The 14,382-nt window shown below is 68.0% G+C and carries 13 protein-coding genes; 4 read left to right on the top strand and 9 right to left on the bottom strand.

Translation table 11 applies throughout. From position 1 onward, the window contains the following. Positions 1-9 precede the first annotated feature (9 nt). The 5 genes from PCQ86_RS13745 to PCQ86_RS13765 form a co-directional block, all read right to left on the bottom strand. Positions 10-525 (bottom strand): M48 metallopeptidase family protein, encoded by a 516-nt coding sequence (locus tag PCQ86_RS13745; protein ID WP_047350544.1) that lies wholly within the window; start codon positions 523-525, stop codon positions 10-12. Between the two features lie 66 nt (positions 526-591). Next, a complete protein-coding gene (locus tag PCQ86_RS13750) occupies positions 592-1,578 on the bottom strand; it encodes a Bug family tripartite tricarboxylate transporter substrate binding protein (protein WP_041836343.1) in 987 nt (328 codons plus the stop codon). 50 nt (positions 1,579-1,628) lie between these two features. Further along, positions 1,629-2,630 (bottom strand): Bug family tripartite tricarboxylate transporter substrate binding protein, encoded by a 1,002-nt coding sequence (locus PCQ86_RS13755; protein ID WP_270174002.1) that lies wholly within the window; start codon positions 2,628-2,630, stop codon positions 1,629-1,631. A gap of 36 nt (positions 2,631-2,666) precedes the next feature. Continuing rightward, complete coding sequence (locus PCQ86_RS13760; RefSeq protein ID WP_088886386.1) at positions 2,667-3,641, bottom strand: hydroxymethylglutaryl-CoA lyase; 975 nt, start codon at positions 3,639-3,641, stop codon at positions 2,667-2,669. Then, positions 3,638-4,858: a CaiB/BaiF CoA transferase family protein gene (locus PCQ86_RS13765; protein ID WP_088886385.1), complete on the bottom strand. Its 1,221-nt coding sequence runs from the start codon at positions 4,856-4,858 to the stop codon at positions 3,638-3,640. Before PCQ86_RS13765 ends, PCQ86_RS13760 begins: the two co-directional genes overlap by 4 nt. Before the next feature lie 120 nt (positions 4,859-4,978). On the opposite strand from PCQ86_RS13765, the gene PCQ86_RS13770 reads away from it, so the two are divergent. The 3 genes from PCQ86_RS13770 (at position 4,979) to efp (ending at position 7,708) form a co-directional block, all read left to right on the top strand. Then, positions 4,979-5,878 carry a LysR family transcriptional regulator gene (locus tag PCQ86_RS13770; RefSeq protein WP_270174003.1) on the top strand — a complete coding sequence of 300 codons (900 nt, stop codon included), beginning with the start codon at positions 4,979-4,981 and terminating at the stop codon, positions 5,876-5,878. Next, positions 5,875-6,987, top strand: coding sequence for an elongation factor P maturation arginine rhamnosyltransferase EarP (gene earP / locus PCQ86_RS13775; protein WP_270174004.1), 1,113 nt, complete (start codon positions 5,875-5,877; stop codon positions 6,985-6,987). Before PCQ86_RS13770 ends, earP begins: the two co-directional genes overlap by 4 nt. Before the next feature lie 166 nt (positions 6,988-7,153). Further along, complete coding sequence (gene efp, locus PCQ86_RS13780) at positions 7,154-7,708, top strand: elongation factor P (RefSeq protein WP_011806028.1); 555 nt, start codon at positions 7,154-7,156, stop codon at positions 7,706-7,708. Between the two features lie 115 nt (positions 7,709-7,823). Here efp and PCQ86_RS13785 read toward each other — a convergent pair whose 3' ends face one another. The 4 genes from PCQ86_RS13785 to ppsA all read right to left on the bottom strand — a co-directional run bounded on the left by PCQ86_RS13785 (position 7,824) and on the right by ppsA (position 13,243). Further along, positions 7,824-8,291 carry a hypothetical protein gene (locus tag PCQ86_RS13785; protein WP_135149581.1) on the bottom strand — a complete coding sequence of 156 codons (468 nt, stop codon included), beginning with the start codon at positions 8,289-8,291 and terminating at the stop codon, positions 7,824-7,826. A 138-nt stretch (positions 8,292-8,429) separates the two neighbouring features. Further along, positions 8,430-10,517: a VC_2705 family sodium/solute symporter gene (locus tag PCQ86_RS13790; protein ID WP_270174005.1), complete on the bottom strand. Its 2,088-nt coding sequence runs from the start codon at positions 10,515-10,517 to the stop codon at positions 8,430-8,432. After that, the gene (locus PCQ86_RS13795; RefSeq protein ID WP_270174006.1) at positions 10,510-10,827 is read right to left on the bottom strand and encodes a DUF4212 domain-containing protein; all 318 of its coding nucleotides are present in this window, start codon (positions 10,825-10,827) and stop codon (positions 10,510-10,512) included. The genes PCQ86_RS13790 and PCQ86_RS13795 overlap by 8 nt, the downstream gene beginning before the upstream one ends. Positions 10,828-10,852: 25 nt before the next feature. Continuing rightward, the gene (gene ppsA, locus PCQ86_RS13800) at positions 10,853-13,243 is read right to left on the bottom strand and encodes a phosphoenolpyruvate synthase (protein ID WP_011806032.1); all 2,391 of its coding nucleotides are present in this window, start codon (positions 13,241-13,243) and stop codon (positions 10,853-10,855) included. A gap of 223 nt (positions 13,244-13,466) precedes the next feature. Here ppsA and ppsR point away from each other — a divergent pair, with 223 nt between their 5' ends. After that, positions 13,467-14,297 (top strand): posphoenolpyruvate synthetase regulatory kinase/phosphorylase PpsR, encoded by an 831-nt coding sequence (ppsR, locus tag PCQ86_RS13805; RefSeq protein WP_011806033.1) that lies wholly within the window; start codon positions 13,467-13,469, stop codon positions 14,295-14,297. Positions 14,298-14,382: the final 85 nt, after the last annotated feature.

Consider the following 14,382-nt stretch of genomic DNA (forward strand, 5'->3'; position numbering starts at 1 on the left):
AATAGTATTTCACCACAGCAGCTCACCACCCGCGTCCAGGTGCGTGAGGTACAGGCGCAGGTCGAACTCGAACTGGTGGTACTGCGGCTCCATGTGGGTGCACAGCTGGTAGAAGGCCTTGCCATGGTCCTTCTCGCGCAGGTGGGCCAGCTCGTGCACGACGATCATGCGCAGGAACTCGTCGGGCGTCTGCTTGAACAGCGCGGCCACGCGGATCTCATGCCGCGCCGCCAGCCGCCCGCCCTGCACCCGCGTGCGGTGGGTGTGCAGCCCCAGCGCATGGCGCACCACGTGGATCTTGCTGTCGAACAGCACCTTGTTCACCGTGCCCGCGTTGCGCAGGTGGCGCGCCTTGAATTCCTGGGCGTAGTCGTACAGCGCCTTGTCGCTGCGCACCGCGTGGCCCTCGGGGTACTTGCGCTGCAGCAGCGCGCCCAGCTGGCCCTGCGCCAGCAGCGCATGGGCCTGGGCCTGCAGCGCGGGCGCGTAGGCCCGCAGGTAGGGCAGATCGAGAGGGGCTGTCATCAGGGCGCCGGGCAGCGGCACCGGGCGTGCCGCCGCATTCCAAAGGGCGCCCAGTGTAGGGCGGATTTATTCCGCCTCGATCTTGGAGCTCTTGATCACGCCCGCCCAGTTGGCGAAGTCGCTCTTCACGCGCTCGCCCAGCTGCTGCGGGCCCTGGTAGTCGGCCGCGGCACCCTGTTCCTGCGCCTTCTTGCGGAAGGCCGGGTCTTCCACCACCTTCTTCATGTCGGCGGCCAGCTTGTCGATGACCGGCTTGGGCACGCCTGCGGGCGCAAACAGCGCGAACCACGAGGTGGCGTTCACGCCCGGGTAGCCGGCCTCGGCCGTGGTGGGGGCGTCGGGCAGGCTGGCCAGGCGCTCCTTACCCGTGACGGCCAGCACGCGCAGCTTGCCGGACTGGATGTGGGGCATGAACGGCGGAGCGGTGCCGAAGGTCAAGTCCACCTGGCCGCCCAGCAGGTCCTGCAGCGCGGGGCCCGTGCCCTTGTAGGGCACGTGCACCATCTTGATGCCGCCCTGCTGCTCCAGCATGGCGCCGGTCACGTGCTGCAGCGAGCCGTTGCCCGACGAGGCGTAGTTGAGCTTGCCGGGGTTGGCCTTGGCGTAGGCCACCAGCTCGGCCAGGGTCTTCACCGGCAGGCCGTCGCGCACCACGATGATCTGCGGCGCCGAGATCACGTTGGCGATGGGCTGGAAGTCCTTCTGATCCCACTGCGGTGCCTTGGTGAGATGGGGCGAGATCACGTGGTAGCCCGAGTACTGCATGAGCAGCGTGTAGCCATCGGGCTCGGCGCGCTTGACGATGTTGGCCGCGATGGCGCCGTTGCCGCCACCCTTGTTGTCCACCACCACCGACTGGCCCAGCACCGGCGCCAGCGCCTGCGCGGCCATGCGGGCCGAGATGTCGGTGGTGCCGCCGGCGGCGGCCGGCACGACGAAGGTCACCGTGCGCGATGGGTAACCACCCTGCGCCCAGGCCGTGGACAGCGCCAGGGGTGCCAAAGCGGCCAGCGCCAGTGCGCCGAAATGTTTGCGTGTGATGCGCGTGGTCATCATGGGTTGTGTCTCCTTGTTGAAAGTTGTGCGAAATCGGGATGGAAGAATCAGTCCACGGTGGCGCCGGTGTCCTTGACCACGCGCGCCCACTTGGGCAGGTCGGACTGCACCAGCGCACCCAGCTGGGCAGACGTGCCCTTGAACGGCTCGCAGCCCACGACGGCGAGCTTGTCCACCACATCCTTGTGGTCCAGCGCGCGTGCCACTTCGGCCTGCAGCCGCTCGACGATGGGCGCGGGCGTGCCCGCCGGGGCGAACATGGCGTACCACGGTGCCTGGGCGAAGCCCCTGAGCGTCTCGCCGATGGTGGGCACGTCGGGCAGCGCGGCGACGCGCTTTTCGTTCACCACGCCCAACACCTTGAGCTTGCCCGCCTTGATGAAGGCGATCGACGAGGGCAGGCTCTGCACCGACAGCGGCACCTGCCCGCCCGCCACGTCGGTGGCGGCTGCCGCCGAGCCCTTGTAGGGAATGTGCTGCAGCTGGATGCCCGCGGCCTTTTGCAGCAGCTCACCGATCAGGTGGTTGAGCGTGCCGTTGCCAGCCGAGGCGATGGCGTACTTGCCGGGGCTGGCCTTGGCCAGCCGGATCAGATCCGCCACGTTGTTGCCCGGGAACGAAGGATGCGCCACCAGCACATAGCCGGCGGTGGCGACGGGCGCCACGGGCTCGAAATCCTTGACGGCGTCGAACCCCGGGTTCTTGTAGAGCGCCGGGCCGATCACGTGCGCGCTGTCGGCCGTGACCAGCAGCGTGTAGCCATCGTGCTTGGAGCGCGCCAGGGCCGCCGTGGCCAGCGTGCCGCCCGCGCCGGGGCGGTTGTCCACCACCACGCTCTGGCCCATCTGCTCGCTCAGGCGCTGCGCCAGCACGCGCGCAATCGCGTCGTTGGCGCCGCCCGCGGCCTGCGGCACCACCAGGGTGATGGGCTTGGAGGGGTACCTGTCCTGCGCGGCGGCGCCCAGGGGCGCGGTGCACAGCAGTGCGCCCACAGCGGCCCCAAAGGCCAGCGCGGCCCTGCGGCCGTGGAATGCAGTGGTCAAAGGCATGGGTTGTCTCCTGTCGTTATGGATGTGCGGTGAAAGCTACCGCGCCAGCGCGCGCTCGCGGATTGCGTCGAAGCCCGCAGGCACCGGATGCAGGTCCAGCCGGCACCCCGCCTTCACGATCTGGCTGGGCACCTCGTGGCCGATCAGCGCGGGCAGGCGGGCCGCAGTGGCAATCAGCGCCGGCAGATCAATGCCCGTGTCGTAACCCATGAGCTGCAGCGCATGCACCACTTCTTCGGTGCATACATTGCCCGTGGCACCCGGCGCATAGGGACAGCCACCCAGGCCGCCCAGCGATGCGTCAAAGCGCTGCGCCCCCGCATCGATGGCCGCCAGCACATTCGCCAGGCCCATGCCGCGCGTGTTGTGAAAGTGCAGCGTGAAGGCCATGCCCGGCCAGCGCGCGCGCGCAGCGGCCACCACCTGCCCCACCTGCGTGGGAAAGGCCATGCCCGTGGTGTCGCACAGCGTGATGCCCGCAACGCCCAGGTCGGCGAAGCGCTGCACATGCTCCCACACGGCGTCCAGCGCCACGTCGCCCTCCATGGGGCAACCGAACACGCACGACAGCGACACGTTCACCGGCACCTGCGCCGCCTGCGCCATGGTGATCACCTGTGCCAGTGCCGCGAACGACTGCGCGCGCGTCATGCGCAGGTTGGCGAGGTTGTGCGTCTCGCTGACGGACATGACCAGGTTCAGCTCGTCGGTGCGCGACTCGATGGCGCGCTCCGCGCCGCGCGCGTTGGGCACGAGCGCGGTGTAGGTCACGCCGGGGCGGCGCTCGATCTCGCGCATCACCACCTCGGCGTCGCGCAGCGCGGGGATGGCCGTGGGCGAGGTGAACGAGGTCACCTCGATCTTGGACAGGCCCGCGTGGGACAGTGCATTCACGAGCGCGATCTTGTCCTCGGTCGGCACGAACTGCGCCTCCATCTGCAGGCCGTCGCGCAGGCCCACGTCACACAGCTCGATGCGCCTCCCGGCGCCGTTCCACACGCTGGTCGTCATTGGATCACTCCCTTGCTGCGCAGCAGCGCGATCTGCTCGGCCGTCAGCCCCGCCTCGGCCAGCACGGCATCGGTGTCGTCCCCCAGGCGCGGCGCGCTGGTGCGGATGGTGCCCGGCGTGGCCGAGAGCTTGGGCACGATGCCCGGCACCTGCAGCTCGTAGCCGTCGCGCGTGCGCTGCGTGAGCAACATGTCTCGCGCCTGGTAGTGCGGGTCCTCGGCGATGTCCTTGGCGGTATAGACCTTGCCCGCGGGCACGCGTGCGGCAGCCAGCAACTCCATGACTTGCGCCACGGTGCGCTCGGCGGTCCAGCGGCCAATGGCGGCGTCGATCTCGGCCACGCGCGCCACGCGGCCGGCGTTGTCGGCCAGTTGCGGGTCATCGGCCAGATCCTGGCGGCCGATGGTGGCCATCAGGCGCTTGAAGATGCTGTCGCCATTGCCGGCCACCAGCACCCAGCCGTCCTGGCAGGGGTAGGCGTTGCTCGGCGCAATGCCCGGCAGCGCGCTGCCCGCGGCCTCGCGCACGGCGCCAAAGGCGCTGTACTCGGGGATCAGGCTTTCCATGCAGTTGAACACCGCCTCGTGCAGGGCCACGTCGATCACCTGGCCCGCGCCGCCGTTCACCTTGCGGTGGTACAGCGCCATCATCACGCCGATGGCGCCGTGCAGCGCGGCCAGCGTGTCGCCGATCGACACGCCCACGCGCACCGGCACGCGGCCGGGCTCGGCCGTGAGGTGGCGCAGGCCGCCCATGGCCTCGCCGATCACGCCGAAGCCCGGCAGGTCGCGATAGGGGCCGGTCTGCCCGTAGCCCGAGATGCGCAGGATAACCAGGCCCGGGTTGAGGGCGTGCAGCGCCTCGGGCGACAGGCCCCAGCCCTCCAGCGTGCCGGGACGGAAGTTCTCGATGAGCACGTCGGCTTCGGCAATCAGGCGGCGCGCAATGTCCTGCGCCTCGGCCTGGCGCAGGTCCAGCGCCACCGACTTCTTGTTGCGCGACTGCACCTGCCACCACACGGAGGTTCCCTCCTTGATGAGGCGCCAGTTGCGCAGGGGGTCGCCCGCGCCCACGGCCTCGATCTTCACCACATCGGCGCCGAACTCGCCCAATGTCTTGCCGCAGAACGGCCCGGCGATGAGCTGGCCCATTTCGATCACGCGCACGCCGGCCAGTGCCGCGGGCGTGGGGGCAGCGGTGTTGTACTTGGGGGTCATATGTCTCCTGCAATCCAGGCGCCATCATGCGGCGCCCCGGCCGGGCCGCAAAACGCTCAAGCGCGAAGCTGCCATCGCAAACCGGCATGGCCCGCCGCCGCCGCAGTACCATCGCCGCCCATGAAGCTCGACCCGGTCTCCCTGCGCCTGTTCGTCGCGGTGATGGAGGAAAACGCCATCGCCCGCGCCGCCGCACGCGAACACATCGCACCCTCCGCCGCCAGCCGCCGCCTGGCCGAGCTGGAGGACGCGCTGCGCGTGGAGCTGTTCACGCGCAGCAACCGCGGCACCGAGCCCACGGCTGCGGCCTACGCCCTGCTGCACCTGGCGCGCGGCGTGCTCAACGACCTGGACGGCATCGCCACGCAGATGCAGGACTTTCGCGCCGGCGTGCGCGGCCACGTGCGCGTGGTGGCCAACATCTCGGCCATCACGCAGTTCCTGCCGGGCGAACTGCAGCGCTTCATGGCCGCGCATCCGCAGGTCGATGTGCGGCTGCAGGAGCAGATCAGCACCGCCGTAGCGCAATCGGTGGCCGAGAACGCAGCCGACGTGGGCATCCTCAACCACGGCAGTTATGGCGAGCGCGTGACCCTGCTGCCCTACCGCGAAGATGAACTGGTGCTCATCGTGCCCGCAGGCCATGCGCTGGCACGCCGCCGCAGCGTGCGCCTGAGCGATGCCCTGGCCTGCGACTTCGTGGGCATGCATCCGGGCAGCGCCATCAACAACCTGCTCACACGCGCCTCGGCCGAGCAGGAGATGCCGCTCAAGCTGCGCATCCAGGTCACGAGCTATGACGCCCTGTGCCTGATGGTGTCCGCCGGCCTGGGCGTGGCCGTGCTGCCGCGCGGCAGCGCCCAGATCTACCGCGGCACGCTGGCCCTGCGCGCCATCACGCTGGATGAGCCCTGGGCACGGCGGCGGCTGTCGCTGTGCGTGCGCTCGGAGGAGTCGCTGTCCAGCGTCGCACGCTTGCTGGTGGACCACCTGCGTGCCGGCGCCCAGGAGGCGCCATGACGAAGGCCACGGCCCACCTGCGCTGGGACATCTTTTGCCAGGTGATCGACAACTTTGGCGACATCGGCGTGTGCTGGCGCCTGGCGGCCGATCTGGGCAGCCGCGGCCACCGCGTGCGCCTGTGGGTGGATGACGCCAGCGCTCTGGCCTGGATGGCGCCGCAGGGCGCACCTGGCGTACAGGTGCTGCCCTGGCCCACGCAGGCGCCCGCAGACGGGCCTGGCGACGTGGTGGTGGAGGCCTTCGGCTGCGAGATTGCTCCGCAATTCATAGCTGCCATCGCTCACCACACAAACGCTACAGGCCCAAAACCCTTATGGATCAACCTGGAGTACCTGTCGGCCGAGGCCTATGTGGAACGCTGCCACCGGCTGCCGTCTCCGCTCATGAGCGGCCCGGGGGCAGGCCTGACACGCTGGTTCTACTACCCCGGCTTCACCGAGCGCACGGGCGGCCTGCTGCGTGAGCCAGACCTGCTGGCGCGCCAGGCCGCATTCGACCGCTCCGCCTGGCGCGCCGGCCACGGCATCGGGACAGACGAAGTCGCCATCTCGCTGTTCTGCTACGAGCCACCCGCCCTGCCCCAGCTGCTGGCGCAATGGCAGCCGCGCAGCGACGTGCGGCTGCTGGTCACGCCCGGACGTGCCACGGCGGCCGTGCGCCAATGGCAGCAGCAGTTTGAGAGTCAAAAAAGCCTCAAAGGCTCATACAGCAAGCGCGAGCAGCTATCAATTTCATATCTGCCACCGTGCCCTCAGCCGGCCTTTGACGAAATGCTCTGGGCCTGCGACCTGAACTTCGTGCGCGGCGAGGACTCACTGGTGCGCGCCCTGTGGGCGGGCCAGCCGTTCGTGTGGCAGATCTATCCGCAGCACGACGATGCGCACCACGCCAAGCTACTGGCCTTCCTGGACTGGCTGCATGCACCAGCGTCGCTGCGGCGCTGGTCGGCCCTCTGGAACGGTCTGGAGACCCGCAGCGAGTTGCCGCCGCTGGACGCGGCCACCCTGGGCGAATGGCGCGCATGTATACAGTCCGCGCGTGCGCGGCTGCTGGCACAGCAGGATTTATTGACCTTACTACTAGGGTTTGTGGCGGAGAAAAGCTAGAATCCCTGGTTTTGCGCCATTCGAAGGCGGCACTCGCGTGCCCAGCCGGCGCCCCCGCCGCGGAACATGCGCCGGGGTGGAAGGCGGCCCAGTTCACGCAAACGCCTGGGCCACGCCCGCCCGCCCCGACTTGTGGAGCGGTCAACCTTTCCTTCCCAAGCAAGCCATGAAAATCGCTCAAGAAATCCGCGCCGGCAACGTGATCATGCAGGGCAAAGACCCCATGATCGTGCTGAAGACCGAATACGCCCGCGGCGGCCGCGGCGCCGCTACCGTGCGCATGAAGCTGAAGGCGCTCCTGTCCAACATGGGCACCGAAGTCGTCTTCAAGGCCGACGACAAGATCGACAACGTGATCCTGGACAAGAAGGAGTGCACCTACTCCTACTTCGCCGACCCGATGTACGTGTGGATGGACGCCGAGTACAACCAGTACGAAGTGGAAGCCTCCAACATGGGCGATGCCATCAGCTACCTCGAAGACGGCATGGCCGCCGAAGTGGTGTTCTACGACGGCAAGGCCATCTCCGTGGAACTGCCCACCAGCGTGGAGCGCGAGATCACCTGGACCGAACCCGCCGTGAAGGGCGATACGTCCGGCAAGGTGCTCAAGCCCGCGAAGATCGCCACCGGCTTCGAAGTGGCCGTGCCGCTGTTCGTGGACCAGGGCGACAAGATCGAGATCGACACGCGCACGGGCGAATACCGCAAGCGCGTCTAAGAACACCTTGCGTCCGGCTGCGGACGCCGTTCATGCAAGGGGAGCGTGTCATGCACGCTCCTCTTTTTTATTGAGGACTGGGTGGGTCCGGCAGGGGCCACGCCCAGCGCCGCATTCACGCGAACAACGCCCTCTCCAGCCTGGTGTACTTGGCGTCTCCCACGGCCTCGCGGATCTTGGGAGCCAGCGCCGCCAGATCCTCATACCCCGCAGCCCCCTCGACCGCCAGATTCAGGCGGAAGCCCTTCAGCCCAAGGCTGGCGGTAAGTTCGGTGGCGATCGGGTAGGCGGCCTGATAGCGCTCGCGCTGCGTGCGCCCCGTGCCGTCGACCTGCACCTCGGCGCCGTCCGCCGGCGCTGCGGCCGCGGCTGCCGGCGCTCCCGGTCCGCTCTCCAGCAACCCCTGGTCGATCATGAGCTGCACGTCCTCGCGCGAGATGCCCATGGCCGCCGTGGCCGTCAGCACCTGGTCCAGGGTGCGCTTGCCGTCGAACAGGATGAAGGCTGAGCGCTGGCGCGGCGACAGCGCACCCTGGCGATCCTTCAGCGCCTGTTGCCCAGCCGGTGTCTTCACGAGAATCATGCCCACCTCTTCGCTTGGTACGTGATGGAAAAGCGGCATGGAACGCCGCACGGGATCAGCGTGGCACGAATGTGACCATTTGTGAATGAGGTCAAACCGCAGGTCGCCCGTGGGCGCGCAGCCGCGGGGCGCGGCGCGCTACAGCCCGTCCGCGGGAGCCGGCCGCACGCGGCCCGGCCGCGTGGCCAGGCTGACGCTCCACGCCACAGCCAGGCCCACCGGCACGCCGAAGACCCCAGCGGAAATCGGATGGATGCCGAACCACAGGCCATCGACGAGCAGCGCGGAAGGCACCCATTGGCGCACGCTGTCCACCTGCGCCAACAGGTAATACACGGTGACGGACAGGCCGGCGAGCATGCCGGCTACCGCGCCCTGGCGCGTAGTACCGCGCCAGAAGATGCCCAGCACCATCGCGGGCACGAAGGCCGATGCGGCGATGGAAAACGACGCCGACACCATGGGCAGGATTTCCGACGGCTTGAGCGCCGCCACGAACGCCGCGGACAGCGCCACGGAGAGCAGCGTGAACTTGGTCAGGATCACCCGCTGCTCGGGCGACGCCTTGCGACGCGTTTCCTGGTGGTACAGGTCGCGCACCAGCGCGTTGCTGATGGTGAGCAGCAGGCCATCGGCAGTGGACAGCGCAGCGGCCAGCCCGCCCGCGGCCACCAGGCCGGAGATCACGTAGGGGAGCCCGCCGATCTCGGGCGTGGCCAGCATGATGAGGTCGGCCCCGAAGCGGATTTCGCCGAACTGCACGATGCCGTCGCCGTTCACGTCCTCCACGGACAGCAGCGAGGCGTCCACACGCGCCCATTGCGCCATCCAGTTGGGCAGTTGGTCGAAGCTGCTGCCCACGAGGTTGTTCATGACCTCGAACTTCACCAGCACGGCGAGCGCCGGCGCGCTCAAGTACAGCAGTGCGATGAAGAACAGCGACCACGCCACCGACGCGCGCGCACCCGCCACCGAGGGCACCGTGTAGTAGCGCGTCAGCAGGTGCGGCAGGCCGGCCGTTCCCACCATCAGGCAGAACATCAGCGCCAGGAAGTTGCGGCGCGCATCGTCGAAGACCTGGCGCTCCTGCGGGGTGCCCTGCGGATCGCCCGCAAACGCCTGGCTGTGGCGCGGCAGGCCGCCCATGGCGCGGGCACGCTCATAGTTGTCGCGCATCTCGCGCGTCCAGCGATCGCGCGCGGCAGCCTCGTCGCGCGGCATGGAGGCCAAATCCCGGCTGGCGGCCACGATCAGCCCCACGTCGGCGTTCTGGGCGCGCAGGCGCTGGATGCGCTCGCGCGCCGCTTCGCGCTCCCGCGCGAGTGCGGCGGGCACGTCGGCCAGCCGCGCCTTGTAATCCTCGGCGCGCTGCAGGTAGGCCGCGACCACGTCTTGCTCGACCTCGGAGGCCAGCAGCCCGCCCTCCAGCGTGGTGATCTTGCCGATCTGCGCTCCCGCCACCACCGGTGCAACGGGGTTGCCGAGCTGCTTGTACGCCAGCCACGACACCGGGATCAGGAACGCCAGCAGGATGACGATGTACTGCGCCACCTGCGTCCAGGTGATGGCGCGCATCCCTCCCAGGAACGAGCACAGCAGCACGCCGCCCAGGCCGAGCATGATGCCGATCTCGAACTGCACCCCGGTCAGGCGCGAGGCGATCAGCCCCACGCCGTAGATCTGCGCCACCACGTAGGTGAAAGAGCACAGCACGGCCGACAGGGCCGCGATGATGCGTGGCCAGCGCCCGCCAAAACGCACCTGGAAGAAGTCCGGAACGGTGTAGAGGTTCATCGCCCGCAGGTGCGGCGCGATGAGCATGGCCACGAGCACGAAGCCGCCCGTCCAGCCCAACAGATAGGCCAGCCCGCCCGGCTGCTCCGGCGTGCCCGAAAAGCCCTGCAGATACAGCGCGCCCGACAGGCTGATGAACGAGGCCGCGCTCATCCAGTCCGCGGCGGCGGCCATGCCGTTGTAGAACGGCGGAATGCGGCGGCCCGCCACGTAGTATTCGTCCGCATCCGTGGTGCGGCCGTACACGCCGATGGCGGCGTAGGCCATCACGGTAAGAAACAGGAAGATGGGGCCAATCCACTGGCGCGACAGCCCGCGCTGCTCGGCCCAGGCCATCAGGGCCACGAACCCCAGCAGCCCCGCGATGTACAGCGCCACGATGCGGTTCAGGCGCGCCATGTAGCTGCGCCCCTCGCCGCCGCGTTCAATCATGGGATGGGGCTGTGGCAGCGTCGCGCTGCGCCGCCATGTCCTGCCGTTCGAAGTAGCTCATGGCGGCACAGTAAACGCAGACGATGCCAATGAACATCAGGACTGCCCCCTGGGAGGCAATCCAGTAGCTCAACGGCCATGGACCCACCAGGAATTGCAGGTCGCGCGCGAAGTAGCCGGTGCCGAACGACACCAGCACCCACACGAGCAGCAGGCCCGCCTTCAGCCACAGGTGGCGTGCATCGTGCAGGTCGGGGGCAAAAGGCGTCCCCTCGATCTCTTCCTGCGTGAGCGACCGGCGGTGGGGCATGGCCTGCGGCTGCGGCTGCGGCGCGTCAGCGCGCCAGTTGCTGCCAGGTATCGATCACGCTGTCAGGGTTCAGCGAAATCGACGTGATGCCCTCGCGCGCCAGCCACTGGGCAAAGTCGGGGTGGTCGCTGGGGCCCTGACCGCAGATACCGATGTACTTGCCCTGCGCGCGGCACGCCTTGATGGCCAGGTGGATCAGCGCTTCCACGGCCGGGTCGCGCTCGTCGAAGTCGGCGGCCAGCAGTTCCAGGCCCGAGTCGCGGTCCAGGCCCAGGGTGAGCTGGGTCAGGTCGTTGGAGCCGATGGAGAAGCCGTCGAAGTACTCCAGGAAGCGCTCGGCCAATATCGCGTTGCTCGGGATCTCGCACATCATGATGAGCTTGAGCTCGTTCTCGCCGCGCTGCAGACCGTGCTGTGCCAACAGCTTGGTGACGCGCTCGGCCTGGCCCAGCGTACGCACGAAGGGCACCATGACCTGCACGTTGGTCAGGCCCATGTCGTTGCGCACGCGCTTGATGGCCTCGCACTCCATGGCGAAGGCCTCGCCGAAGTCCTGGCTCACGTAGCGCGCTGCGCCACGGAAGCCCAGCATGGGGTTCTCTTCCTCGGGCTCGTAGCGGCTGCCGCCGATGAGCTTGCGGTACTCGTTGGACTTGAAATCCGACAGGCGCACGATGACGGGTTTGGGCCAGAAAGCGGCGGCGATGGTCGCCACGCCCTCGGCCACCTTGTCCACGTAGAACGCGCGCGGGCTGGCATGGCCGCGCGCCACGCTCTCCACGGCTTTCTTCAGGTCGGCATCCACGGCGGGGTAGTCCAGGATGGCCTTCGGGTGCACGCCAATGTTGTTGTTGATGATGAACTCCAGGCGCGCCAAGCCCACGCCTTCGTTGGGCAACTGGGCGAAGTCGAAGGCCAGCTGCGGATTGCCCACGTTCATCATGATCTTGGTGGAGATGGGCGGCATCTCGCCGCGCTGCACCTCGGTCACCTCGGTCTCGAGCAGGCCGTCGTAGATACGGCCGGTGTCGCCCTCAGCGCAGCTCACGGTGACCAGCGTGCCGTCCTTGAGCACGTCGGTGGCGTGGCCGCAGCCCACCACGGCCGGAATGCCCAGCTCGCGCGCAATGATGGCCGCGTGACAGGTGCGCCCGCCCCGGTTGGTCACGATGGCGCTGGCGCGCTTCATCACCGGCTCCCAGTTGGGGTCGGTCATGTCGGTGACCAGCACGTCGCCGGGCTGCACCTTGTCCATCTCGGCGATATCGTTGACCAGTCGCACCGGGCCGGTGCCGATCTTCTGGCCGATGGCGCGGCCTTCGGCCAGCACCGGGCCGTGGCCCTTGAGCTTGAAGCGCTGCTCGGCCTGGCCCTTGGCCTGGCTCTTCACCGTCTCAGGGCGCGCCTGGAGGATGTAGAGCTGGCCGTCCGTGCCGTCCTTGCCCCACTCGATGTCCATGGGGCGGCCGTAGTGCTGCTCGATCACCAGCGCGTAGTGGGCCAACTGCTCGATCTCGGCGTCGGTCAGCGAGTAGCGATTGCGCAGCTCGGTTGCCACCTCGGTGGTCTTCACCAGCTTGCCGCTGGCGGCCTTTTCCTGCGCCGTGGAAAACACCATCTGGATCAGCTTGGAGCCCAGGTTGCGGCGGATCACGGCCTGCTTGCCGGCCTGGAGCATGGGCTTGTGCACGTAGAACTCGTCGGGGTTCACGGCGCCCTGCACCACGGTTTCGCCCAGGCCGTAGCTGGAAGTGATGAACACCACGTCCTCGAAGCCGCTTTCCGTGTCGATGGTGAACATCACCCCGGCCGCGCCCAGGTCGGAGCGCACCATGCGCTGCACGCCCGCCGACAGGGCCACCACGTCATGGGCAAAACCCTTGTGCACGCGGTAGGAGATGGCGCGGTCGTTGTACAGCGACGCGAACACTTCCTTCATCTTGTGCAGCACGGCTTCGATGCCCACCACGTTCAGGAAGGTCTCCTGCTGACCGGCAAAGGAGGCATCGGGCAAGTCCTCGGCCGTGGCGGAGGAGCGCACGGCGAAGCTGGCCTGGTCGTTACCCGCCGACAGCGCGGCAAATGCCTCGCGCACGGCCTTTTCCAGGTCGGCGGGGAACGGCTGGTTTTCCACCCAACCGCGGATCTCGGCGCCGGCCTCGGCCAGCGCGCGCACGTCGTCCACGTCCAGCGCGGCCAGGCGCTGGCTGATGCGGTCGTGCAGGCCTTCGTACTTGAGGAACTCGCGGAACGCATGCGCGGTGGTGGCGAAGCCCGTGGGCACGCGCACCCCCTGGGGCAGTTGGGAGATCATCTCGCCGAGGGAGGCGTTCTTGCCGCCAACGACCTCGACGTCGCTCATTCTCAGGTTCTCAAACGGTACGACCAGGGCGGTCGCCTCGAAACGTGCAGACATGGGAAAGCTCCAGAGTTTAAAAACCGGTCTGCGCCCACCGTCGCGTCAAGGGAAGGCGGGCAGTCGTCGCTCATGCAGCGGCCACGGCTTTGCTGTTGTGGTTGTGGGCCGGCGCGGTGCATGGGGAGAAATTGGGAATAATGGGCGCCATTGTAGGCGGGCTGCCCACCGCAGCGCACGCGCCATCGCATCACCACGCTCTCCTTCCCGCTCTTCCTTTCCCATGCTTGCCACGCACACGCGCACCGTGTTCTATATCTCCGACGGCACCGGCATCACGGCCGAGACCTTCGGCAATGCCATCCTGGCGCAGTTCGACATCCGCCCGCGCCACGTGCGCCTGCCCTTCATCGATACCGAGGACAAGGCGCACCAGGTGGTGCGCCAGATCAACCACACGGCCGAGCTGGAGGGCAAGAAGCCCATCGTGTTCACCACGCTGGTGAACATGAGCGTGCTCAAGATCATCGAGGACGGCTGCAGGGGCATGCTGCTGGACATGTTCGGCACCTTCATCCGCCCGCTGGAGTCCGAGCTGGGCGTGAAGTCACACCACCGCGTGGGGCGTTTCTCGGACATCAGCGTGTCCAAGGAATACAGCGACCGCATCGAAGCCATCAACTTCAGCCTGGACCACGACGACGGCCAGAGCCACCGCGACCTCTCGGGTGCGGACGTGATCCTGATCGGCGTGTCGCGCAGCGGCAAGACGCCCACGAGCCTGTACCTGGCCATGCAGTGCGGCCTGAAAGTGGCCAACTATCCACTGATCCCCGAGGACTTCGAGCGCCGCCAACTGCCGCCCGCGCTGGTGCCGCACCGCAAGAAGATCTTCGGCCTGACGATCGACCCGCAACGGCTGTCGCAGATCCGCAATGAGCGGCGCCCCGGCTCCCGGTACGCCGACCTGGTGAACTGCCGCAACGAGGTGGCCGAGGCCGAGGCGATGATGCGCCGCTCGGGCATCCGCTGGCTGTCCACCACCACCAAGAGCATCGAGGAGATCGCGACCACCATCCTGCAGGAGGTGCGGCCGGAACGGCTGCAGTACTGACCGCCCCTGCATCAAAACAAAAGCGCCCCGAAAGGCGCTTTTTTTTTGATAGCTATCAGCGCTTGACCGGTAAGCGCCAGAGGCC

This window comes from Diaphorobacter sp. ED-3 (assembly GCF_027625375.1).
Lineage (GTDB): Bacteria > Pseudomonadota > Gammaproteobacteria > Burkholderiales > Burkholderiaceae_C > Diaphorobacter > Diaphorobacter nitroreducens.

Coding starts and splice junctions, on each gene's coding strand:
- PCQ86_RS13795 (WP_270174006.1), bottom strand. CDS start 10,827: ATGCCCCACCGCCGGTCGCTCACGCAGGAAGAGATCGAGGGGACGCCT.
- PCQ86_RS13765 (WP_088886385.1), bottom strand. CDS start 4,858: ATGACCCCCAAGTACAACACCGCTGCCCCCACGCCCGCGGCACTGGCC.
- ppsR (WP_011806033.1), top strand. CDS start 13,467: ATGCTTGCCACGCACACGCGCACCGTGTTCTATATCTCCGACGGCACC.
- PCQ86_RS13760 (WP_088886386.1), bottom strand. CDS start 3,641: ATGACGACCAGCGTGTGGAACGGCGCCGGGAGGCGCATCGAGCTGTGT.
- PCQ86_RS13790 (WP_270174005.1), bottom strand. CDS start 10,517: ATGATTGAACGCGGCGGCGAGGGGCGCAGCTACATGGCGCGCCTGAAC.
- PCQ86_RS13745 (WP_047350544.1), bottom strand. CDS start 525: ATGACAGCCCCTCTCGATCTGCCCTACCTGCGGGCCTACGCGCCCGCG.
- PCQ86_RS13750 (WP_041836343.1), bottom strand. CDS start 1,578: ATGACCACGCGCATCACACGCAAACATTTCGGCGCACTGGCGCTGGCC.
- PCQ86_RS13770 (WP_270174003.1), top strand. CDS start 4,979: ATGAAGCTCGACCCGGTCTCCCTGCGCCTGTTCGTCGCGGTGATGGAG.
- earP (WP_270174004.1), top strand. CDS start 5,875: ATGACGAAGGCCACGGCCCACCTGCGCTGGGACATCTTTTGCCAGGTG.
- PCQ86_RS13755 (WP_270174002.1), bottom strand. CDS start 2,630: ATGCCTTTGACCACTGCATTCCACGGCCGCAGGGCCGCGCTGGCCTTT.
- efp (WP_011806028.1), top strand. CDS start 7,154: ATGAAAATCGCTCAAGAAATCCGCGCCGGCAACGTGATCATGCAGGGC.
- PCQ86_RS13785 (WP_135149581.1), bottom strand. CDS start 8,291: ATGATTCTCGTGAAGACACCGGCTGGGCAACAGGCGCTGAAGGATCGC.
- ppsA (WP_011806032.1), bottom strand. CDS start 13,243: ATGTCTGCACGTTTCGAGGCGACCGCCCTGGTCGTACCGTTTGAGAAC.